This is a genomic window from Caulobacter sp. Root487D2Y (genome assembly GCF_001427165.1).
In the GTDB taxonomy this organism is placed as follows: Bacteria; Pseudomonadota; Alphaproteobacteria; order Caulobacterales; family Caulobacteraceae; genus Caulobacter.
In genome coordinates this window covers 141352-160703 of record NZ_LMFD01000015.1, presented here as the reverse complement: position 1 = coordinate 160703, position 19352 = coordinate 141352, and the positions used below count along the sequence as shown (strand labels likewise).

Below are 19352 nucleotides of genomic sequence, written 5' to 3'. Positions count from 1 at the left end.
GGGGGCATTCCTACTTTCGGGGGCGATAAGGAGGGAACGAACAAACTGTACGTCCTGTGCCGCCGTCATTTGTCACAGTTTGGCGACAGATTTGCGACAGTCTCCGTTCACGGACAATCCGCGCCCCCGAAAGCTAGCCGCGCGGGCGGACGACCTCGCCGTCTTCCTTGGTGAAGCTTTCCGGCGCGGTCTCCAGCAGGTCGAACACCCGCTCCGAAGGCCGGCACAGCCGCACGCCCTTGGGGCTGACCACGATCGGGCGCTCGACCAGGATCGGCTCGGCGATCATGGCGTCCAGGATCGCGTCGTCGGAAACCTCGGGCGCGGTCAGGCCCAGGGCCTCGGCGGGCGTGCCCTTGACCCGCAGCCACTCGCGCGGCCGCACGCCGCCCTGGGCCAGAAGCTCGGCCAGTTGCTGGCGGGTCCAGCGGGTCTTCAGATACTCCACCACCGAGGGCGCGTATCCGGCCGCCCGGATCATCGCCAGAGTGTTGCGCGAGGTGCCGCAGCCGGGATTGTGGAAGATGGTGATGGGAAAATCGGCGTCGGTCATGGGGCGGGTTTTTCCTTGAGAAGCCATCCGAACGTCAAGGCCGCCGTCAGGGCGCCGACGAACTGGGCGAGGATGAAGGCGGGGGCCGAGGCGGGCGCTATGCCGGCGAAAGTGTTCGACAGGCTGCGCGCCACGGTGACCGCCGGATTGGCGAACGATGTCGAGGCGGTGAACCAGTAAGCGGCGGTGATGTAAAGCCCGACCGCGACGGCCGTGAAGTCGGGGCGGAAGCGCCCGACGCCGAGGATCGTGGCGACCAGGCCGAAGGTGGCGACCGTCTCGGCCAGCATCTGGGCCGGACCGTCGCGCAGCTTGGTCGAGATCTGCAGGATGGGCTCGGCGAACATGGCGTGGGCCAGCCAGACGCCCGCGACCGCGCCGACGATCTGGGCGACGGCGTAGAGCAGGGCCTGCTGGGCCTTGATGTCGCGGCGCAGCAGGACGACCAGGGTGACGGCGGGATTGAAATGCGCGCCCGAGATCGGTCCGAACACCGTGATCAGCACCACCAGCCCGGCGCCGGTCGCCAGGGTGTTGCCCAGCAGGGCGATGGCGACGTTTCCGCCGGACAGCCGCTCGCCCATGACTCCGGAGCCGATGACGACCGCCAGCAGCAGGGCCGAGCCGAGGGCTTCGGCGGCGAGGCGGCGCGACAGGGAAAAGACGGTCATCGCGCCGAGGCGCCCGCTTTGTCGGAGGCGGTCGATTTGCCGATCTCGTCCAGGCGGCGTTGCAGCGACAGCCGGTCCAGCGAGGCCATGGGCAGGGCGCAGAACAGGGTGATGCGACTGTTCAGCTGGCGATAGGCCTCGGCGAAGGCCAGGGCGATCTCGGCGTCCGTGCCGGTCGCGGCCGAGGGGTCGGGAACGCCCCAATGGGCGCTCATCGGCTGACCGGGCCAGATCGGGCAGACCTCGCCGGCCGCGTTGTCGCAGACGGTGAACACGAAATCGAGCTCGGGCGCGTCGGGATTGTTCAACACGGCGAACTCGTCCCAGGGCTTGGAGCGCAGGCCGTCGGTCTTGTGGTTGAGGTGCTTCAACAGGTTCAGGGCGTGCGGATTGACCGTTCCGCTGGGCGCCGAGCCGGCGGAGAAGGCCCGGAAGCGGCCCGCGCCCACGCGGTTCATGATGGCTTCGGCGAAGATCGATCGCGCCGAATTGTGGGTGCAGAGGAACAGGACGTTCAGCGGGCGGTGATCGGGTTGGTCGCTCATGCGGTCTCCGGTTCGGCCAGGCAGGTTGCATCGCAGGCGGCGGCCCTGGCCAGAATGTCGCCGAGCGGCGCGCAGATCTCGGGCGCTCCGTCGCAGCAATCCTGCATCAGGAAACCCAGCAGGCCGCTCATGGCGCCGTAGTCGGCCGCATAGATGATCGAGCGCCCCTCGCGCCGCGAGCCGATCAGGCCGGCGTGGGACAGGACGTTCAGATTGGCCGACAGGGTGTTGGGAATCATGTCCAGGCGGCGGGCGATCTCGCCGGCCGCGACGCCTTGCGCGCCGGCCTGCACCAACAGGCGGAAGATCGCCAGTCGGCCCTCGTGGCCCAGGGCGGAGAGAGTCGCGGCGGCGGCTTTTGATTCCATACTTCCAATATGATCGAAATATGTGACGAAAGGAATATGGCTTCGAGACCGGAACCGGTTCCCAGTATGCTTCCAGACGTCGCGTAAGGAGGAGCCGCCTTGTTCCACAGCCCATCCAAGCACAAGGACTTCGGCGTGTTCCTGCCGGTCGCCAACGGCGGCTGGATCATTTCAAAGACCACGCCGGTCCTCGACGGCCTCTATCCGCAGAACAGGGCCGCGGCGGTTCTCGCCGACCAGGTCGGCATGGACTTCGTGATGTCCATGGCCAAGTTCCGCGGCTTCGGCGGCGAGACCGACCACTGGGGCACGGCCCTGGAGTCGGTGACCATGATGGCCGGCATCGCCGAGGCCACGTCGAGCGTGCGCATCTGGGCCACCATCCACCCGCTGCTGCAGAACCCGGCCGTGGCGGCCAAGCTGATCTCCACCCTCGACCACATCAGCGGCGGCCGCGCGGGCCTGAACATCGTGGCCGGCGCCTATAAGGGCGAGTTCGACCAGATGGGCGCCTGGGACGACAGCCTCTCGCACGACGACCGCTACGCCCTGACCGAGGAATGGACCTGCATCGTCAAGCGCCTGTGGGCCGAGGACAGCGTCGATTTCGCCGGTAAGTTCTTCACGATGAAGGACTGCCAGTCCAAGCCCAAGCCGCTGGCCAAGCCGCGTCCGGAGCTGATCTGCGCGGGCATGAGCGACCGGGGCTTCCAGTTCTCGGTGCGCGAGGCCGACGTCTGCTTCATCGGCGGCCGCACGGCCGACGAGCGCCGCGACGCCTCGCTGCGCGCCAAGAAGACCGCGCGGGCCCTGGGCAAGAGCATCAAGACCTACGCCATGTGCACGGTGGTCCACGGCGACACCGACGCCAAGGCCCAGGCGATGGTCGAGCACTACAAGGACGGGGCCGACATGGCCGCGATCCTGGCCATGCTGGCCAGCTGGGGCGTGCCGGCCGAGAAGCTGTCGAGCGTCGCGGCCCAGCAGGGGGCCTTCATGACCCACACCGTGGTCGGCGCGCCGAAGACCTGCGCCGAGCAGATCGAGGCGTTCGTCGATTACTGCCAGCTGGACGGGCTGATGCTGATCTTCCCCGACTATGTCGAGGGCCTGACCATGTTCGGGGGCGACATCCTGCCGGGCCTGCGGGCGGTCTATTCGTGAGCGCCGCGAGCGCCGAGACCGCTGACGGCCTGGCCGCCTGGATCGCGCCGGGCCGCACGGCGGTGCTGGTGATCGACATGCAGGTCGACTTCGCCTCGCCGGACGGGGTTCTGGGCGCGTTCATCGACATGAGCGTGGTCGAGCCCGCCCTGGCGGCCGCCGAAAAGCTGGTCGCCGCGGCCCGCGCGGCCGGCGTGCCGGTGGTGTTCGTGGGCCTGTCGACCACGCCGGAGACCGACTCCGCGGCCTGGAGCGAGCGCATGCGCCGGCGCGGCGGCGACCCCGAGGTCGGCGCGGCCCTGTGCCGGGCCGGGCAGGCGGGCTCGGAGTTCTACGGCCCCAAGCCGGCGCCGGGCGAACTGGTGGTGTCCAAGACCCGCTACAGCGGCTTCGTCGGCACCGATCTGGACATGCGGCTGACCAGGATGGGCGTCGACACCCTGGTGGTGGCGGGCCTGACCACCGAGTGCTGCGTCGACGGCACGGTCCGCGACGCTTTCGACCTGGACTACCACGTGTTCGTCGCCGCCGACGCCTGCGCCGCCTACGAGGCGGACATCCACGCCGCGTCGCTGAAGGTGATGGCGCTGAACAGCGCGATCCTGACCGACACGGCCGCGGTGGCGGCCGCGTGGAAAGGGACCGCCTGAGCATGGCCGACGGATTTCCGCCCCTGGACGCCCGCGCGCCCTACCAGGTCACCGACGCCGACCGCGCCGCCATCGCCGCCGCCATCAGCCAGGACGAGATCGTCGAACTGGCCCTGACCCTGGGCAACATCCCCGCGCCCTCCGGCAAGGAGCTCGAAGTCGCCAACTACGTCCACGACTGGATGGCGCGCGAGGGCTTTTCGCCGCGCAAGGTGGGGGCCACGCCCGAGCGCCCCAACATCATCGGGACCTACGGCGGCAAGGGCTCCAACACCATTGGGGGCAAGAACCTGCTGTTCACCGCCCACCTCGACACCGAGGCCCCGACCTGGAACCCGGATCTGGACGCCTACAAGTACGCGCCCGAGACCCTGGCCAATCCCGAATGGGAAAAGTGCTGGCTGGAGGACGGCAAGCTGTACGGCTATCCGATCGCCAACGATCGCGGCCCGATGAGCTGCTTCATGATCGCCGCCAAGGCGCTGAAGACGGCCGGCTACGACCTGGCGGGCAAACTCTATCTGACCGCCTGTCCCGGCGAGATCGGCCCCGAGCCGATCGAGGAGCACCGGGGCGTCGCCTATATGGGCAAGGACATCGGGGCCCACTACCTGTTCCACCATGGGGGCGTGGCCCCGGACTACGCCATCGCCGCCGAGGGCTGCGATTTCGGCCTGACCTGGGTGGGCTGCGGCTATGCGGTGTTCCGGTTGCGGGTCTGGGGGGAGGGGGTGTTCACCCCGCTGCTTGAGCATCCGGCCACGGCGGCCCAGCATCCGAATCCGATCTACAGGATCGGCAAGCTGACCGACGCCATCCACGCCTGGAGCGGCGCGTACGAGACGAACAATCGCTACGAAAGCCCCGGCGGCGTGGCCCAGCCCAGGTCGCAGATCGACTCGATCCGCGGCGGCGTGCCGTTCGCCTTCGGGGCGGGGACGGAAGTGGTGAACCTCTATCTCGAGGTCGGCCTGACCCCCAAGCAGCGGGTGGCCGACGTCCAGCGCTCGCTGGAGGCCATGGTCCGCGACAACGGCCTGGGCCGGATCGACATCGAGCCGGTGGTGGCGCGCCACGGCTTCGAGGCCGACGCCCGCGAGGTGGCCCCCTTGGTCGCCGCCGTCGACGACGCCACCAGGCTCAGCCTCGGCCATCCGGTCGCCTTGGCCGACCCGGTCTATTCCAGCATGTGGCGCGACCACAACGTGTTCAACATGCAGCGCATCCCGGCCATCACCACCGGCTTCCGCCGCTGGCGGCCCACGCCCCAGGACCTGGTCGACAGCGCCCTGGTCTACGCCCTGACGGCCTTGGCGATCTGCGGGCGGGCGGATGCCGGGGACGGCGTCTAGAGCGTGATCGCCGACCGTCGGCCTCGGCAGCGAAAACCTCGTCCTTCGACAGGCTCAGGATGAGGTTTTCTACGGCCACCGCCTGCACTTGGTCCTCATCCTGAGCTTGTCGAAGGACGAGGACCACGCACCGGAGTTAGGAGCGGCGCGCCCTAGCGCTCGGCGAAGCCGATCGACAGGCTCAGATCCCTCCGGGCGTCGATGTCGGCTTGCAGGCCGGCGGCGGCGCGGCCGGCGTAGGTCAGGGCGTCCTCGCCCAGCAACAGGTGCAGGGGCGGGGCCTCTTCGTCGGCGATGGTCAGGATGGCCTGGGCCGCCTTGGCCGGGTCGCCGGGCTCGCGGCCGGCGTGGTCGGCCATGATCCGCTCGGCGTCGCGGGCCAGACCGTCATAGTCGGCGATCTTGCCGGCGACGACGGCCTTGGAGCCGGCGGAGAAGCCGGTGCGCAGGCCGCCCGGGGCGACATTGGTCACCTTGATCCCCAACTCGGCCACCTCGGCGGCCAGGGTCTGGGTCAGGCCTTCCAGCGCCCACTTGCTGGCGCAATAGACGCCGGTGCCGGCCCAGACCGCCAAGCCCGAGACCGAGGTGATGTTGATGATCCGCCCGGCGCGGCGGGCGCGCATGGCCGGCAGCACCGCCTTCAGCATCGCCAGCGGGCCGATGAGGTTGGTCTCGAACTGGGCGCGAACCTCGTCGAGCGAGGCCTCCTCCACCGCCCCGACCAGGCCGTAGCCGGCGTTGTTGACCAGGATGTCGATCCGGCCCGCGACGCCCTCGGCCCGGGCGACGCCCGCCTTCACGGCGGCCTCGTCGGTGACGTCGAGGATCAGGGCCTGGCCGCCCAGCCGCGCGAAAGCGTCGGCGTCGGCCGCCTGGCGCACAGTGCCGAACACCATGTCGCCGCGCGCCAGGGCCGCTCGGGCGATCTCGCGTCCCAGCCCGCCGGAGACGCCCGTGATCAGCCAGGTCCTGGTCATGGGTTCACCCCGAACCGGAACTCCGTCGTCTGCCTGAACGTCCGCCCCGGCCGCAGCACGGTCGACGGGAAGTTGGGGTGGTTGGGGCTGTCGGCGAAGTGCTGGGTCTCGATGGCCAGGCCCGCGCCCTTCTCGAGCGGACGACCGTCGGGCGTCTTGAGGGTTCCGTTGAAGCTGTTGGCGGTGAACAGCTGGACGCCCGGCTGGGTGGTGGCGACCTCCAGGGTGCGGCCGCTGGCCGGGTCGGCCACGCGGACGGCGGGGACCAGCTTGCCGCGCCCGCCGCCGTCGACGACGAAGTTGTGGTCGAAGCCGTTGGCGAACTTGATCTGGGGATCGTCGGCCGTGACCCGGTCGCCCAGGCGGACCGGCTCGCGCAGGTCCAGGGCCCTGCCGGCGACGGGCGCGATCTCGCCGGTCGCCAGCTTGCGCGCGTTGATCGGGGTGAAGCTCTGGGCCAGCACCTGGGCGGTCTGGTCGTAGATGGTCCCGCCGCCCGCCAGGTTGAAATAGACGTGGTGGCTGAGATTGATCACCGTCGGCTTGTCGGTGGTCGCGCGATAGTCGATGCGCAGGACGTTCTGGCGGGTGACCGTGTAGGTCACGGCGACCTTCAGGGTTCCGGGATAGCCGCCTTCGCCGTCGGCGGCGGTGTAGGCCAGGGTGACGCCGGCCGCGCCGTGGCGCTTGAACGGCGTCCCGGTCCACAGCCGCGTGGAGAAGCCCGTGGGGCCGCCGTGCGAGGAGACGCCCTCGGCGCTGCTGGGCAGGTCGTGGCGGACGCCGTCGATCGAGAAGCCGCCGTTCGAGATCCGGTTGGCGTAGCGGCCCAGCAGCGAGCTGAAATTGGCCCGGGCCTCGTAGGTCTTCAGGTCGGCCAGCTCCAGGGCGACGTTCTGGATCCTGCCCTGGCGGTCAGGGACGTCGACCTGGGTGATGACGCCGCCGTAGGACAGCACCTTGACCGTCATGCCGTGGTCGTTCTTCAGCGTGAAGATCTCGACGGGGGCGCCGGCGGCGGTGACGCCGTAGGGCGCGCGGGTCGCGGTGGCGGCCAGGGCGTCGGCGGAGGGCGCGCAGAGCAGTCCGGCGGCGAACAGCAGGGCGGGGGCGAGCGCGGCCCGGGTCTGGTTCGCTGCGACAGCCATGGCTTCCTTCCCAAGATCGCCCCTCCCAGTACCGCTTGGGCCGAGCTGTTATGGAAACCGGTGTCGGCAAAATGGCCGGCGAGATCAAGAGGCCGCTTCCGACGGATCGGAAACGGCCTCCCGATTCAGGCCGTGGGGGACGCTTGGCCTAGAACTGCCAGTCGAAGCCCAGGCGCACCGAACGCGGCGCCTGGTAGGCCCTGACCTTGCCGTACGTGGCGCTGGCCTGGCCGCCGGCGGTTTCGCCGAACTCGTCGAAGTCGGTGGCGCCCTGCAGGTTGAAGACGTTGAAGATGTCGGCCCGCAGCACGAGGTTGCTGTCGCCCTCGCTGCCCACTCCCGGCATCAGGGGAACGTACTTGGCCGGGACCGTGTAGCGCATCGAGACGTCGAAGCGGGTGACCCAGTCGCTTTCGAACGAGGTCCCGCGATTGACGATCTTGCCGCCGCAGAAGCGCGCGTTGGCGCCGTCGGCGTTGGCCTCCTGCCAGTCCGGCGCCGAGTTGGGCGCGGCCAGGCCGATGCATCCGTACTTGCGCGGCGACAGCACCGACAGATTGCCGCCGAACAGCAGGTCCTCGAGGACGGCGTAGGAGCCGAACAGCTTGATCTGGTGGCCCCGGTGGTTTGGCAGCAGGCCATAGGCTCCGGGGATGTAGGCCAGACGGTCGAAGTCGACGGTGATGCCGGCGTCGGTCTGGCCGTTGTCCGAGCGGGCCGCCCCTTCGAAATTGCCCTTGGACTCCGACAGGATGTAGGAGCCCCTCAGCCCCCATTTGCCGTCGAACTCGCGGTCGAAGTTGAATTCCAGCCCCAGATATTCGCGCTTGGCCTTGGGGAAGGCCATCTGCTGGGCAGTGATGGTGATCGTCCGGGCGGTGGTTTCGCCGGGCAAGGGGTTGGACAGCTTGACCTTCACGTCGCTGCCCGGGTTGATGATCAGGAACTGGTGGGTGCCGTTCCAGACGTCGGTGCAGCCGGTCTTGGCCGCGTTGGTCTGGGCGAAACCGTTGGCCGAACACCAGACCCGGATGCCCTGGTCCATCACGGCGTCTTCGCTGACCCGGCCCAGGTCGCGGTAGGTCAGGTTGACGCCGCCGCTCCACAGGGCGTTGAAGCGGTGCTCGAAGCCCAGGATGTATTCGTCCTGATAGGTGGACTTGAGGTTCAGGGCCGAGACCGTGTCCGGATCGGGCGCCAGGCCGTTGTTGCGGATCACGCAGGCCTGGGTCCCGACCGGCGCGATGCTCTTCACCGTCGCCACGCAAGGCACCAGGCTGCCGCCGGTGGCCTGGGCGCCCACGCCGCCGATGGGCTTGCCGGTCTTCGGATCGAGGGTGAAGGTCGAGCCGGGGCCGCCGATCGGGAAGAAGAACTCCGAGGCGTCGATGGCGGGCGAGGCGGCGCGGAAGGCGGTGTTGGACGCCACCGGCAGATAGGTCCGGCCGTAGGACCCGTACAGCTTGTCGGTGCGCGCCCCGAACAGATCGTAGGCGAAGCCCAGGCGCAGGCCGATCTCGTCGTCGAACGACGAGAACACCTGGCCCAGCGGATTCATCACCGAGAACTGGTCCTTGCGGACGCCCAGGTTCAGGGTCAGGGCGTTGGTGACGTCCCAGGCGTCCTGAATGTAATAGGCCTTGTTCTTGCCGCTGTAGCCGCCGCCGGACTCGAAGCGGCGCATCTCGACATATTCCTGGTTCGGCCCGATCGCGCCGCCTTGGGCGCCGCTGGCGCCGGCCTTGCGGTAGATCCAGTTGCGCTCGCCGTTGCGGACGGTGAACTGGGTCAGCAGGGTCTTCTCCTCGTCGAACCCGCCGCGGATGTGGTGGTCGCCGAAGAACTTGAAATAGAGGTCGGCGTCGGCGCGATAGAACTCGCGCTGGGCCAGGGACGGCACGGTGGCCGAGCTGGCGGTCTGGCGGCTGACCGTCGAGGCCGTGCCCGTGCGGTTGTCCTGCACCAGGGACTCGGTGAGCAGATTGCTGATCGACTTGTTGTCGACCTCGCTGCGGCCATAGGCGGCCGAGATCGTCAGCCAGTCGGTGAAGGTTCCGGTGTAGCGCGCCACATAGTTCTCGCCGCCCTGGTAGAGGCTGTCGGCGCTGGCGCGCTCCGGCAGGATCTGCTCGTCGGCCAGGGTGTATTGATAGCTGTCGCGCTTACGCTTGCGGCTGGTGTCGAAATAGGTGAGCTCCAGGTGCTGGCTGTCGGTGATGTAGCCGTCCAGCTTGAAGGCGTAGAACGGGTCGGCCGTGCGGTCCTTGGTCACGCTGCTGCGCACCGCGGTGGGCGAGGTGTTGTTGGTCGCGTTCTGGGCCTCCAGGTTCTGGAAGCTGGCCAGGCCGTAGAAGAACAGGCGGTCGCGGATGATCGGGCCGCCGGCCTCGACCGTGAAGCTGTTGTCGGTGCGATGGGCCAGCGAGTTGCGGGCGATCGTGGTGTTGGGCATCTGCTCGCGCCACTTGTCCGGCTCGTAGCTGCCGTGCAGGGCGAACATGAAGTCGTTGGAGCCCGACTTGGTCACGGCGTTGATCATCGCGCCGGTGCCGCGGCCGAATTCGGCCGGATAGCCGCCGGTCTTGACCTCGACCGACTTGTAGAACTCGAACGGCACGACCGCCGCGCCGATGCCGTTGACGAAGTTGCTGATGTTCAAGCCGTTGATATAGAAGACGTTCTCGCCGACCGAGGCGCCGCCGACGGCGGGCTGGGATTGCCCTTGGACGACGAAGTTGGTGCTGGAGTCGCCGGGGATCGCCGACGGGGCCAGCAGGACCAGGGCGGTGAGGTTGCGGGAGATCGGCACCTGCTTGGTCAGGGTCTCGACATCGACCACCAGGCCCGTCGTGGTGCCGGCGAAGTCCAGCTGCGGATTGGCCGTGCCGGTGACGACGACCTCCGAGACCGCCGCGCCTTCCTCGTTGATCGTGAAGCCGAAATTGGCGGTCGAACCGACGGTGACGCGGACGTTGGGGTTGTTGACCGCCTGGTAGCCGGCCTTGCTGATCGAGACCGAGTAGCCGCCCGACGGGATCAGGGCGATGCGGAACTGGCCGTCGGCGTCGGTGGTCAGGTCGCGCTCGAAGCCCTGGGCCAGCGACTTGACCTTGACCGAGGCGCCGGCCACCGGCGTGCCGTTGGCGTCGGCGACCGTGCCCGCCAGGGCGCCGGAGCTGTAGTCCTGGGCCAGGGCCGCCTGCGGCGCCAGGCCGATCAGGACCGCCAGACCCGCGGGCGCGGCGATGCAGGCCAGGCCCGCCGCCATGGTCGAGGCCAGGAGCCGCGCGCGCCGGGAAGCGGCCGGAGACTGGAATCGTCGGTTGGATGAGTTCGAATTGGCGGACATGTAACCCCCTGTTCGTGGAAGGCGAAAAGCTTTCGCGATACCTTCAGACAGCGAATTACGGCGTGTCAGGTCAATAGAACTTACGCTTATTATTGAAATACTGAAATGTTGTCACAGCGTCGACACGGTTGAATTTCAATACTGATCGGTAAGTACATTTGAATTATGGATAACTACGGGGCTATATATTCAAGTAATGACGCGCGAAAGCTCTCATCGACGAGGTCGATGAGAGCTGAACCGGTTTTGACGCGAGCCGGCGGGGGTCAGGCGGCGGGCTGGGGCGTGGAGGTCGAGCCGGGAAGGCGGGACGAAAGCGCCGCGCGGGCCGCGAACAGGGCGATCGGCAGGCCGACGCCGAACATGTGGATGGCCACGCCGCCCACCAGCACCTCGAGGTGCGGAGCCGGCCGGGGGCCGAACCTCAGCAGCAGCACGACGTAGTTCATGACCAGATAGCAGCCGATCCCGTACAGCGGTCCCCACAGCCAGGGCCGCCTGTTCAACGCGGGGAGCACGCGGCTGGCCGAGACATAGACCGCGGCCATGACCACGGCGATGCCGGCATGGAGGACGGCGCCGAGGACCGCCGCGCCGGCGCCGCCCTGATAGGCCGCCTTGCCCAGCACGCCGCTGGCGATCGTCTGCAGGATCCGGACCGGATTTGCCCCGCGCAGGCCGAAGAAGACGAAGGCGTAGGTGATGTCCAGCAAGGCGGCCGTGAGCCCGCCGCCCAGGATCGCGGTCAGGGGGCCGATTTCGGTCTTCCGAAAGGATATTCGCATGGGGTCTCTCAGTGCGAGCGCGTGGCGCGGATGGGAGCGGATTCGGGGTCCGGCTGGTCGTCGGACAGGGCGGCGGCGGGCAGGGCGATCGGCGTCTGGGCGGCGATCAACTGCTCGATGCGTTCGACCAGGGCCTGGCCGCGCGGCGACAGCCACAGCAGGCGCTCGCGCGGATCGACGGCGCTGACCTCGCACGCCAGCAGACCCAGGGACGGCGGCAGCGGCCGGTCGATCTGCGGTCCGGCCAGGGCGCGCGACACGCGCGAGGCGCCGGCGTCGGTCAGCCCGCAGGCCACGGCCAGCTCGGTGACATTGATGCCCGGGTTCTCGGCGACATAGAGGAAGGCCCGGACGCTGGTCAGGCTGATGGCGGGGTGGATCCGCCGGAAGCTTTCCAGCGCGGCCAGCACCGCGTCGCGGCGGCGGATGCGCACGACCTCAGCTGTCATGATAGACCGCCAGGACGCGCGGACGGGTCTTGTAGCGGCGCGGCGCGGTCGGTTCGCCGGTCTTGGCCTCGCCCGCCAGCTTGGGTCGCAGGTGGTGGAAGGCGAAGGCGGCCGCGGGGTATTCGGCGCGGACGGCCGCGAACAGGGCCTCGGCCCGCCGCTGGTGCTCGGCCGCCTCGACATAGTCCAGCGCCGAGACCTCGATGGTGATCTGCGCCCGCAGGGTCAGCATCGGGATGTTGGAGCGCGCGGTCATCTGGGCTCCCTCCGTGAGCATGAGAATCTTGGCCCGTTGATCTTGCCCGCCGGGACCGGCCTGTCAGGCGCTCGGAGACCAACGGTCGGCGTTCTGCTGCGAGCGGCGCGATCGTCTGCCAACGGTCTCGTCATGTCTGCGAACGGCGCTTTGCGCGCGAGCCCCCAGCGGCGACAATGGCCCATGACGTCGACGCCGGCCGCCCAGCAGCAGACCCGGACCATCCTGATCGCCACGACGGGGGTCTGGCTGCTGGCCTACGCCGCCATGACCCTGGGCTGGGTCAGCGCCAAGGCCCCGCATTTCTGGGACGGGGCGTTCCGGCGCGCGGTGGTCTGCCTGATCGGCGCCCTGATGTGCCAGGCCATGGGGCCGGTGCTGCTGCGCTCGACGCCCTGGCCGTTCGTGCGGCGTCTGGCCCTGGTCGCCGGCCTGTCGCTGGTCGGCTCGCTGGTGTTCGGCGTGGTCGACTACACGGTCTATTGCGCCATCCTGCCGCGCTGGCCGGAGTCGACCTTCTGGGGCGTGATGTCGATCAGCCGCACGGTGTTCTGGTTCTTCGCGGCCTGGGCGGCGATCTTCATGGCCGTGCACGCCGATCTGGCCGCGCGCGAAGCCCGGTTCAAGCTGGAGGCGGCGCGGGTGCTGGCCACCGAGACCCAGAACCGCATGCTGCGCTACCAGATCAGTCCGCACTTCCTGTTCAACACCCTCAACGCCCTGGCCACCCTGGTGATGGAGCGGCAGAACGACCGCGCCGAGCAGATGATCCTGGGCCTGTCGGGCTTCCTGCGCCGCTCGCTGGAGCGCGACGTGCGCGAGATGGTCACCCTGGCCGAGGAGCTGGACGGCGAGCGGCAGTATGTGGCCATCGAGCAGATCCGGTTCGGCGAGCGCCTGCGCTACGTCGAGCGCACGCCCAAGGCCCTGGCCGACGCCCTGGTGCCCAACCTGATCCTGCAGCCGATCATCGAGAACGCCGTCAAGCACGGCCTGGCGCGCACCAGCGAGCCCATCGTCATCGAGGTGGTCGCCGCCCAGCGCGACGGCCGGATGTCGATCACCGTCACCGACGACGGGGTCGGGGCGGTGGGCGGGCCGCCGGGCCTGGGCGTGGGGCTGGAGAACGTCCGCCGGCGGCTGGAGACCCGCTACGGCGACCAGGCGGCCCTGACCTGCGGCTCGCGCGAGCCCAGGGGTTTCCAGGTGCGGCTGGACCTGCCGCTGGAGCGCGCGCCATGAGCGACGAGGCGTTGACCGTCCTGCTGGCCGACGACGAGCCCCTGGCCCTGCGCCGCCTGCGGCGCCTGACGGCCGAGGTCGAGGACGTGCGGATCGTCGCGACCGCCGCCGACGGCGACCAGGCCCTGGCCCTGGCGCGCGAGACCGCCGCCCAGGTGGTGATCATCGACATCAAGATGCCCGGCCGCGACGGGGTCAGCGTGGCCCGCGCCCTGGCCGGTCCCGACGGCCCCGTGGTGATCTTCGCCACCGCCTTCGACCGCTACGCCATCCAGGCCTTCGACCTGGCGGCGGTGGACTATCTGCTCAAGCCGTTCGACGGGCCGCGGGTGGCCGAGGCCCTGGCTCGGGCCCGGGCCCAGATCCGCGCCCGCGACGCCGAGCAGCGGATCGGCGAGCTGCGGGCCATCGTCCAGGACCTCAGAGCCGAGGGGCGAGGCGCGGCGAGCAACTTCGAGACCGAGCTGTGGATCGAGGGCCGGGGCGGGGCCCAGCGGGTGCTGGTGCGCGACCTGGACTGGATCGAGGCCGAGCGCGACTATGTCCGCCTGCATGTCGGGACGCGCAGCTATCTGGTCCGGGACTCGATCCGCGGCCTGGTCGAACGGCTGGACCCGGAGGCCTTCGTGCGCATCCACCGGTCGGCGGTGGTCCAGCGCGACCGGGTGGCCCAGCTGGCGCCGCGTCCGGGCGGCGGGCTGACGGCGGTGCTGTCGACGGGCGCCCGGCCGGCGGTGGGCCGCAGCCATGCCGCGGCCGTGCGACGGCTGTTCCGCCGGTCGTCGGGACGGGCGGGGAGGTCCGAGCCGTCGTAGGTCTATCGACCGTCAAGCCTGGTGCGTGGCCCTCGTCCTTCGACAAGCTCAGGATGAGGACCAGTGTGCAGGCGGCGGCAATAGAAAACCTCATCCTGAGCTTGTCGAAGGACGAGGTCTTCGCTGCCGAAGCCTAATGTCGATTGAGCTGGCTAGCGTCTTTGATTGTCTTGGAAGACAGAGCGCGGGGGCGGAACCGCCGCGTCGGAGGCCAGGGGCCGTCCGGAAAAGCCGCATCGGTCGAACCGACGGGCGGGCGCTTCAGGCTTTCGCGCTGGAAGGCCGGATGAGCGGCCGGCGGTGAGGCCGGCCGCTCGCCGAGGGATTAGCCGTTGACGGCGTCCTTCAGTTGCTTGGCCGGCGTGAAGGCGACCTTCTTGCTGGCCGCGATCTGGATGGCGGCGCCCGTCGAGGGGTTGCGGCCGGTGCGGGCCGGCTTGGCCTGGACCTTGAACTTGCCGAAGCCCGGGATCGAGACTTCTTCGCCCTTCACGGCGGCGTCGGTCAGCGACTTGAAGACGCCGTCGATGATGGCCTTGGCCTGAGTCTTGGTCAGCTTGTCGTCGGCGGCCACGGCGGCGTCGACCAGATCCGAAACGTTCATAAATCAGCTCATCTGCTGGAATCAAAAGAGAGCCAACCCTGCCGGGCTGAACGCGCTTTGTCACCTCATCATAAAAGCGAGGGTTAACGCGCCTTCCCGAGGACGGCTGGCGGGCGCTAGGTTGCGGAAAATCCTCGCTATAACAACCCTTTATTGGTGGTTAACGGAGATTTCGGCAGGGCGCCGGAAAGCCTTTGCGCAGGTGCGAACCGATTGTGCGCCTGCGAAGAGGAACGGCGAATCCTCGAGAATCGACTTCCGAGGCCGTTTTCGAGGGCGTGGAGATTCGGCCCTGGGCCGCGCGCCCCGAGCCGTCACGCCGCCAGGGACAGAAGCCGTTCGTAGCGCTGGAGGATCCGATCCAGCGTCGAGCGCTTGATCGGCTTGCCGTCGCGCAGCTTGGTCCAGGTGGTCTCGCTGATCGCGTAGCAGTCGAACAGGTGCTCGCGCGTGACGGCGGGAAGCCGGGCGCGCAGGCGTTGGACGATGTCGCGAGGTACGGTGAGGGTTTCGGGCATGGGTGAGGCAACGTCCCCGGAGCGCATCCGCTCCGGGGTCTCCAAGCTAAATCAGGGGGCGATGACGATATTGTTGAGCTGAGTGATTTCCGGCGCGCCAGCGGGGGGGAGAATGCGGACGCGGTAGCCGGTCTTCCAGTTGGCCTTCAGGGCGACCTGAACGGTTTTGGGCTTCAAGTCCAGGGGCGCGGGCAGCACGGGCGTGGTCGTCCGCGCCAATTCCTTGCCCGAGGCGTCCTCCACCACCACCACCGAGGCCGGGGCGGGCTTGGCGCCCAGGCTGTGCACGGTGACGGTCAGGCCCGACTTGCCGGCCTTGACGTCGTCTCGGCCGATCCCGAGGTCGGAACGTTCGGTCACGGGCGTGGCGGCGGGGGTCTGCAGGGTGAACTCCCAGGTCGTGGTCTTGCCGGGGGCGAAGGTCAGGTCCAGGCCGGTGGTGCGTTCGAAGGCGACCGACGAAGCCGGCTCGGCCGAACCCTCCACGGCGCGCGCCACCGACCACTGGCCGGCCGCGACGTCCCACCCCGTCATCACCGCGTGCAGCGGCTGGCCGGTCAGGTTGTAGCCGGTGACCTTGAAGCTTTTCTGTCCGCCGGTGACCAGGATGCCGACGTCCTCGGCCGCGGTCGGCGTATCGAACCGCCAGCTGACCAGATGGCCCGGGAACATCTGATTGCGGCGCAGAGCCATGCCGCCGAGGCGCGAGCGCTGCAGGATGTCGCTGAACAGCTCCACCCGGTCGCTCCACCAGTGGGCCTCGGTCATCATCCACATTCGCTGCTCGGCGGTGGTGATTTCGTCGCCGTAGACCTTTTCCAGATAGGCGGTGTCGCCGGTCGAGCGCCAGGCCTCGTACAGGGTGAACGGATCGTCCGAGCCCTTGGCGACCATGGACTTGATCATCGGCGTGGCCTGGGCGCGCAGGCCCAGCATGTCGATCACGTCGCTGTTCAGCTCCTCGAGACCGCGGCCCGACTGGTGGACGATCTCGCCCCTCAGGGGGCGCAGGTACTTCTCGTCGCCGGTCCAGCGCCAGGCGGCCCAGAACAGCTGCATGGTCGCGACGTTGCCGCGGCCCTTGCCGGTCAGTTCGCCGCGCGACTGGCCGGTGGCGGCGTTGATGTCTTCCGGATAGCGCCAGGTCCCGTCCGGATCCTGCTTGCCGTGCGCCAGATGGCCGTCGGCCAGCTCGACGATCAGCTTGCGCATCGTCGGATCGCCGTTGAAGTCGCCCAGCAGCATGCCGGGATGCAGGATCAGGTACGAATAGGGGTGCGACCAGCCCCAGGGCCCGTCGCGCGACACGTCGGTGGCCGAGAAGTAGCGGCTGAGGATGTGGACGTGGCCGTCCTCGCCCTTGTTGGCGACGATCGGATAGGCCCGGGCCGTCTCCATCATCCGCTCGACGATCTTGGGGTCGCCGTAGCTGGTGTACATGGCCTCGGCCTTGAGGTTGATCGCCTCTTCGTACGAGTGCAGCTCGTCGGTCTTGATCTTCGACAGACCGGCCGGGATCATGTCGTTCTTGTAGGCCGCGTCGAGCAGGGCGTTCAGCGAGGCGGTGGTCTTGTCGGGGATGTCGCCCATCAGGGCCAGAGGCGGCCACTGGGCGGTCAGGTCGTCGTCGTCCGAGATCCCGCCGCCGAAGTCGCCATAGGCGTCCTGGCGCTTGTCGATCCACCACTCGATGAAGTGGCGCACCCGCTTGAGATCCTCGACCTGCAGGAACGCCCACTTGGGCACGCCGGCCGGCGCGGTCGGCACGGTGACGGCCGGGCCCGGCTGCTCGGGATTGAGCTCGAACCACATCTCGCGGCCGTGCGGGTTGGTCGGATCGACGCGCAGCAAGTCCGACAGCTCCAGGTCCAGCCGCGCGTAGCGGGCCAGGCGCTTGGAGACGTCGTGCTCCTCGACCAGGAAGGCCAGGTTGTCGCGCGCCTGGGCCAGGCGGTCGGCGACGTGCTCGGCCTTGGCGTCGGCCGAGGGCTTGAACTTCAGGCGCACGGCCATGCCGTCCAGCGACTTGGCGTCGAAGTCGCCGCCGGCCCCGGCGATGCTCAGATACAGGCTCCTGCCTTCCGGCAGCATGCGGTCGCGGGTGTCGAGATAGACCGTGCGGGCCTCGCCCGGCTTGACCGAGACGTTGACGTCGATCAGGTCGCGGCCCGGCCACAGCGGGTCCTTGATCTTGATGTTCAGCGGGAACAGGCCGCCGTGGGTGGCCTTGACGTTCAGGGCGGGGATGTCGAGCGCCACGCCGTCCAGGCCCGCGTCCATGCCCTGCCAGCCGTACTGGAACTTGCCGACCGGACCGCCGGGGCGGTTCTGGCGGAAGTCGGCGGGGATCAGCACGTGGACGATCGGCTGGCCGGGAGCCGCGGCCGCGTCGGCGCGGGGCTTGCTGGGCGCGGAGGCGGGCAGGGCGGTCACGATGGTCCGCTCGCCGGCCGCGTACCGGCCCTTCACGAAGGTCGAAAGCTCGTCCAGCGAGGGGTAGGTCGCCGGGTCGGCGCCGGGGCGCACGACGTAGGCCAGGGTGAACTCGTCCGGTTCGGCGGCGGCCGTGACGTTGTAGGCCGCCAGCTCCTGGATCGGGGTCTCCTGCACCACGTTGTCGAAGCGCAGCTTGCCGCCCCTGAGGGCCGCGAACTGGTTGAAGGTGCGCAGCTCGCCCTTGGCGCGCTTGGCCAGCGGGGTCTCCTTGCCGGCCGCGTCGATGGTGGTCAGCGATCCGTAGGCCGCGCCCTGGAACTCCAGGCGGTTATAGGGCTCGTCGGGCAGGATGAAGGTGACGGCCTTGCCGCCCTCGACATAGGTGTTCCAGTCGGGCAGCTCGAAATAGTCGTGGCGGCCGGGCAGTTTCGAACGGTTATAGACGCCGGGCCAGGTGGTCTCGGCGATGCCGTCCGAGCCCTGGCTCATCCGCTGCTGGCGGTCGTACTGGTCGGCGAACTCGACCTTGCGGATCACCGTCCTGGCGTCGGCCAGGTAGGGCGGCGGATCGGCGGGACGGTTCCAGCCGTAGCGATAGAGCCAGGTCTTCGAGCGTTCTTGGGCGTCGGTGGTCGCGCTCCCTGGGGCGGGGTCCTTGCCGGCGGCAAGGCCGGCCACGGCGGCCTCGTCCAGGGCGCGGTCGTAGACGCGGATGTCGTCGACGTCGCCGCCGCGGACGAACTGGTAGGCGCTCTGCACTTGGTGGGGCGAGATCACCCGGCTGTGCGGGCCGAACTGGTCCAGGCCCGCGTCCAGGGCGGCCGTCTGGGCCTTCGAGGCCACCGGCTTGCCGTCGATGTAGAGGGCGATGCCCTTGGCCTCGTCCCAGGTGAAGGTCACCAGGATCCACTGGTCGGGCTTGGGCGGCGCGGCGGTGGTGCTGACCCGCACGCGCGAGAGGTTGTCGTCGGTGACGAAGGCGTCGAAGCCCTTGCCGTTCCAGTCGATGCGCAGCCAGGCCATGTCCCAGCTGGTGTGGTCGGCGTAGCCGACGCGGAACAACGGGAAGGGCGTGGTCCCGACCGGATCGCGGGCCCGCCAGTAGAAGCTGAGCGTGCCGCGCTGGGCGTAGATGTTGCCCGGGGCCATCCAGCTGAGCGTCTCGTCGCCGGCCGCCTCGATATAGGCGCCGCGGATGGGGTCCTTCTGGATCTTGACCTTGTCGGCGAAGTTGGGCGCGGCCACGCCGCCGGCGACGTCGGCGGTCAGGCCCTTGTCGCCCGTCAGGTGAAACAGCAGGCCGCTGTCGTCAGCGGCGTGGGCGAGGGCGGGGGCGACGGTCAGCGCGGCCGACAGCAGCAGCGCGGCCTTGAGGGTGTGTCTTACGCGGGCCATTCGCCCTCCCTGAAATCGCTCGTTTCGAGTCTGTTATGGAAACCGGTGTCATTCCAGCGGCGCCAAGACTTA

The 19352-nt window shown here is 68.9% G+C and carries 18 protein-coding genes; 5 read left to right on the top strand and 13 right to left on the bottom strand.

What is annotated here, in order from left to right; genetic code table 11:
* Nucleotides 1–133 precede the first annotated feature (133 nt).
* From arsC to ASD38_RS22170, 4 genes are read right to left on the bottom strand one after another with little or no spacing between them, the layout of a single operon-like run.
* Nucleotides 134–553, bottom strand: a complete 420-nt coding sequence (arsC, locus tag ASD38_RS22185; protein ID WP_056463558.1) for an arsenate reductase (glutaredoxin) — start codon at nt 551–553, stop codon at nt 134–136.
* On the bottom strand, nt 550–1224 hold the full coding sequence (locus tag ASD38_RS22180; RefSeq protein ID WP_056463555.1) for an MIP/aquaporin family protein: 675 nt from the start codon (nt 1222–1224) through the stop codon (nt 550–552). Before ASD38_RS22180 ends, arsC begins: the two co-directional genes overlap by 4 nt.
* Nucleotides 1221–1769 (bottom strand): arsenate reductase ArsC, encoded by a 549-nt coding sequence (locus ASD38_RS22175; RefSeq protein ID WP_056447170.1) that lies wholly within the window; start codon nt 1767–1769, stop codon nt 1221–1223. Before ASD38_RS22175 ends, ASD38_RS22180 begins: the two co-directional genes overlap by 4 nt.
* The gene (locus ASD38_RS22170; RefSeq protein ID WP_056447167.1) at nt 1766–2137 is read right to left on the bottom strand and encodes an ArsR/SmtB family transcription factor; all 372 of its coding nucleotides are present in this window, start codon (nt 2135–2137) and stop codon (nt 1766–1768) included. The genes ASD38_RS22175 and ASD38_RS22170 overlap by 4 nt, the downstream gene beginning before the upstream one ends.
* Before the next feature lie 99 nt (nt 2138–2236).
* Here ASD38_RS22170 and ASD38_RS22165 point away from each other — a divergent pair, with 99 nt between their 5' ends.
* From ASD38_RS22165 to ASD38_RS22155, 3 genes are read left to right on the top strand one after another with little or no spacing between them, the layout of a single operon-like run.
* Nucleotides 2237–3301, top strand: a complete 1065-nt coding sequence (locus ASD38_RS22165) for an LLM class flavin-dependent oxidoreductase (RefSeq protein ID WP_056463552.1) — start codon at nt 2237–2239, stop codon at nt 3299–3301.
* Nucleotides 3298–3951, top strand: a complete 654-nt coding sequence (locus ASD38_RS22160) for a cysteine hydrolase family protein (protein ID WP_056447161.1) — start codon at nt 3298–3300, stop codon at nt 3949–3951. The genes ASD38_RS22165 and ASD38_RS22160 overlap by 4 nt, the downstream gene beginning before the upstream one ends.
* 2 nt (nt 3952–3953) lie before the next feature.
* Complete coding sequence (locus ASD38_RS22155; protein WP_056447157.1) at nt 3954–5303, top strand: hypothetical protein; 1350 nt, start codon at nt 3954–3956, stop codon at nt 5301–5303.
* Nucleotides 5304–5455: 152 nt separating this feature from the next.
* Here ASD38_RS22155 and ASD38_RS22150 read toward each other — a convergent pair whose 3' ends face one another.
* The 6 genes from ASD38_RS22150 to ASD38_RS22125 form a co-directional block, all read right to left on the bottom strand.
* The gene (locus ASD38_RS22150) at nt 5456–6283 is read right to left on the bottom strand and encodes an oxidoreductase (protein ID WP_056463549.1); all 828 of its coding nucleotides are present in this window, start codon (nt 6281–6283) and stop codon (nt 5456–5458) included.
* Nucleotides 6280–7431 carry an aldose epimerase family protein gene (locus ASD38_RS22145; RefSeq protein ID WP_056463546.1) on the bottom strand — a complete coding sequence of 384 codons (1152 nt, stop codon included), beginning with the start codon at nt 7429–7431 and terminating at the stop codon, nt 6280–6282. Before ASD38_RS22145 ends, ASD38_RS22150 begins: the two co-directional genes overlap by 4 nt.
* A gap of 148 nt (nt 7432–7579) precedes the next feature.
* The gene (locus ASD38_RS22140) at nt 7580–10780 is read right to left on the bottom strand and encodes a TonB-dependent receptor (RefSeq protein ID WP_056463543.1); all 3201 of its coding nucleotides are present in this window, start codon (nt 10778–10780) and stop codon (nt 7580–7582) included.
* 266 nt (nt 10781–11046) lie between these two features.
* On the bottom strand, nt 11047–11565 hold the full coding sequence (locus ASD38_RS22135) for a hypothetical protein (protein WP_056463539.1): 519 nt from the start codon (nt 11563–11565) through the stop codon (nt 11047–11049).
* Between the two features lie 8 nt (nt 11566–11573).
* Nucleotides 11574–12014, bottom strand: coding sequence for a hypothetical protein (locus tag ASD38_RS22130; RefSeq protein WP_056463536.1), 441 nt, complete (start codon nt 12012–12014; stop codon nt 11574–11576).
* A complete protein-coding gene (locus ASD38_RS22125) occupies nt 12004–12270 on the bottom strand; it encodes a hypothetical protein (protein ID WP_156390835.1) in 267 nt (88 codons plus the stop codon). The genes ASD38_RS22130 and ASD38_RS22125 overlap by 11 nt, the downstream gene beginning before the upstream one ends.
* Before the next feature lie 183 nt (nt 12271–12453).
* On the opposite strand from ASD38_RS22125, the gene ASD38_RS22120 reads away from it, so the two are divergent.
* Complete coding sequence (locus ASD38_RS22120) at nt 12454–13512, top strand: sensor histidine kinase (RefSeq protein ID WP_056447137.1); 1059 nt, start codon at nt 12454–12456, stop codon at nt 13510–13512.
* On the top strand, nt 13509–14327 hold the full coding sequence (locus ASD38_RS22115; protein ID WP_056447135.1) for a LytR/AlgR family response regulator transcription factor: 819 nt from the start codon (nt 13509–13511) through the stop codon (nt 14325–14327). The genes ASD38_RS22120 and ASD38_RS22115 overlap by 4 nt, the downstream gene beginning before the upstream one ends.
* 325 nt (nt 14328–14652) lie before the next feature.
* On the opposite strand, the gene ASD38_RS22110 is transcribed toward ASD38_RS22115, so the two are convergent.
* The 3 genes from ASD38_RS22110 to ASD38_RS22100 all read right to left on the bottom strand — a co-directional run bounded on the left by ASD38_RS22110 (nt 14653) and on the right by ASD38_RS22100 (nt 19280).
* A complete protein-coding gene (locus ASD38_RS22110; protein ID WP_056447131.1) occupies nt 14653–14931 on the bottom strand; it encodes an HU family DNA-binding protein in 279 nt (92 codons plus the stop codon).
* 314 nt (nt 14932–15245) lie between these two features.
* Complete coding sequence (locus ASD38_RS22105; RefSeq protein WP_056463530.1) at nt 15246–15449, bottom strand: hypothetical protein; 204 nt, start codon at nt 15447–15449, stop codon at nt 15246–15248.
* A 51-nt stretch (nt 15450–15500) separates the two neighbouring features.
* Nucleotides 15501–19280 (bottom strand): LamG-like jellyroll fold domain-containing protein, encoded by a 3780-nt coding sequence (locus ASD38_RS22100; RefSeq protein WP_056463527.1) that lies wholly within the window; start codon nt 19278–19280, stop codon nt 15501–15503.
* Nucleotides 19281–19352: the final 72 nt, after the last annotated feature.

What these genes read in the sequence shown, in the direction of transcription:
- ASD38_RS22140 (WP_056463543.1), bottom strand. Translation starts at nt 10,780, where the DNA reads ATGTCCGCCAATTCGAACTCATCCAACCGACGATTCCAGTCTCCGGCC.
- arsC (WP_056463558.1), bottom strand. Translation starts at nt 553, where the DNA reads ATGACCGACGCCGATTTTCCCATCACCATCTTCCACAATCCCGGCTGC.
- ASD38_RS22115 (WP_056447135.1), top strand. Translation starts at nt 13,509, where the DNA reads ATGAGCGACGAGGCGTTGACCGTCCTGCTGGCCGACGACGAGCCCCTG.
- ASD38_RS22105 (WP_056463530.1), bottom strand. Translation starts at nt 15,449, where the DNA reads ATGCCCGAAACCCTCACCGTACCTCGCGACATCGTCCAACGCCTGCGC.
- ASD38_RS22110 (WP_056447131.1), bottom strand. Translation starts at nt 14,931, where the DNA reads ATGAACGTTTCGGATCTGGTCGACGCCGCCGTGGCCGCCGACGACAAG.
- ASD38_RS22155 (WP_056447157.1), top strand. Translation starts at nt 3,954, where the DNA reads ATGGCCGACGGATTTCCGCCCCTGGACGCCCGCGCGCCCTACCAGGTC.
- ASD38_RS22170 (WP_056447167.1), bottom strand. Translation starts at nt 2,137, where the DNA reads ATGGAATCAAAAGCCGCCGCCGCGACTCTCTCCGCCCTGGGCCACGAG.
- ASD38_RS22180 (WP_056463555.1), bottom strand. Translation starts at nt 1,224, where the DNA reads ATGACCGTCTTTTCCCTGTCGCGCCGCCTCGCCGCCGAAGCCCTCGGC.
- ASD38_RS22135 (WP_056463539.1), bottom strand. Translation starts at nt 11,565, where the DNA reads ATGCGAATATCCTTTCGGAAGACCGAAATCGGCCCCCTGACCGCGATC.
- ASD38_RS22175 (WP_056447170.1), bottom strand. Translation starts at nt 1,769, where the DNA reads ATGAGCGACCAACCCGATCACCGCCCGCTGAACGTCCTGTTCCTCTGC.
- ASD38_RS22120 (WP_056447137.1), top strand. Translation starts at nt 12,454, where the DNA reads ATGACGTCGACGCCGGCCGCCCAGCAGCAGACCCGGACCATCCTGATC.
- ASD38_RS22130 (WP_056463536.1), bottom strand. Translation starts at nt 12,014, where the DNA reads ATGACAGCTGAGGTCGTGCGCATCCGCCGCCGCGACGCGGTGCTGGCC.
- ASD38_RS22125 (WP_156390835.1), bottom strand. Translation starts at nt 12,270, where the DNA reads ATGACCGCGCGCTCCAACATCCCGATGCTGACCCTGCGGGCGCAGATC.
- ASD38_RS22150 (WP_056463549.1), bottom strand. Translation starts at nt 6,283, where the DNA reads ATGACCAGGACCTGGCTGATCACGGGCGTCTCCGGCGGGCTGGGACGC.
- ASD38_RS22145 (WP_056463546.1), bottom strand. Translation starts at nt 7,431, where the DNA reads ATGGCTGTCGCAGCGAACCAGACCCGGGCCGCGCTCGCCCCCGCCCTG.
- ASD38_RS22100 (WP_056463527.1), bottom strand. Translation starts at nt 19,280, where the DNA reads ATGGCCCGCGTAAGACACACCCTCAAGGCCGCGCTGCTGCTGTCGGCC.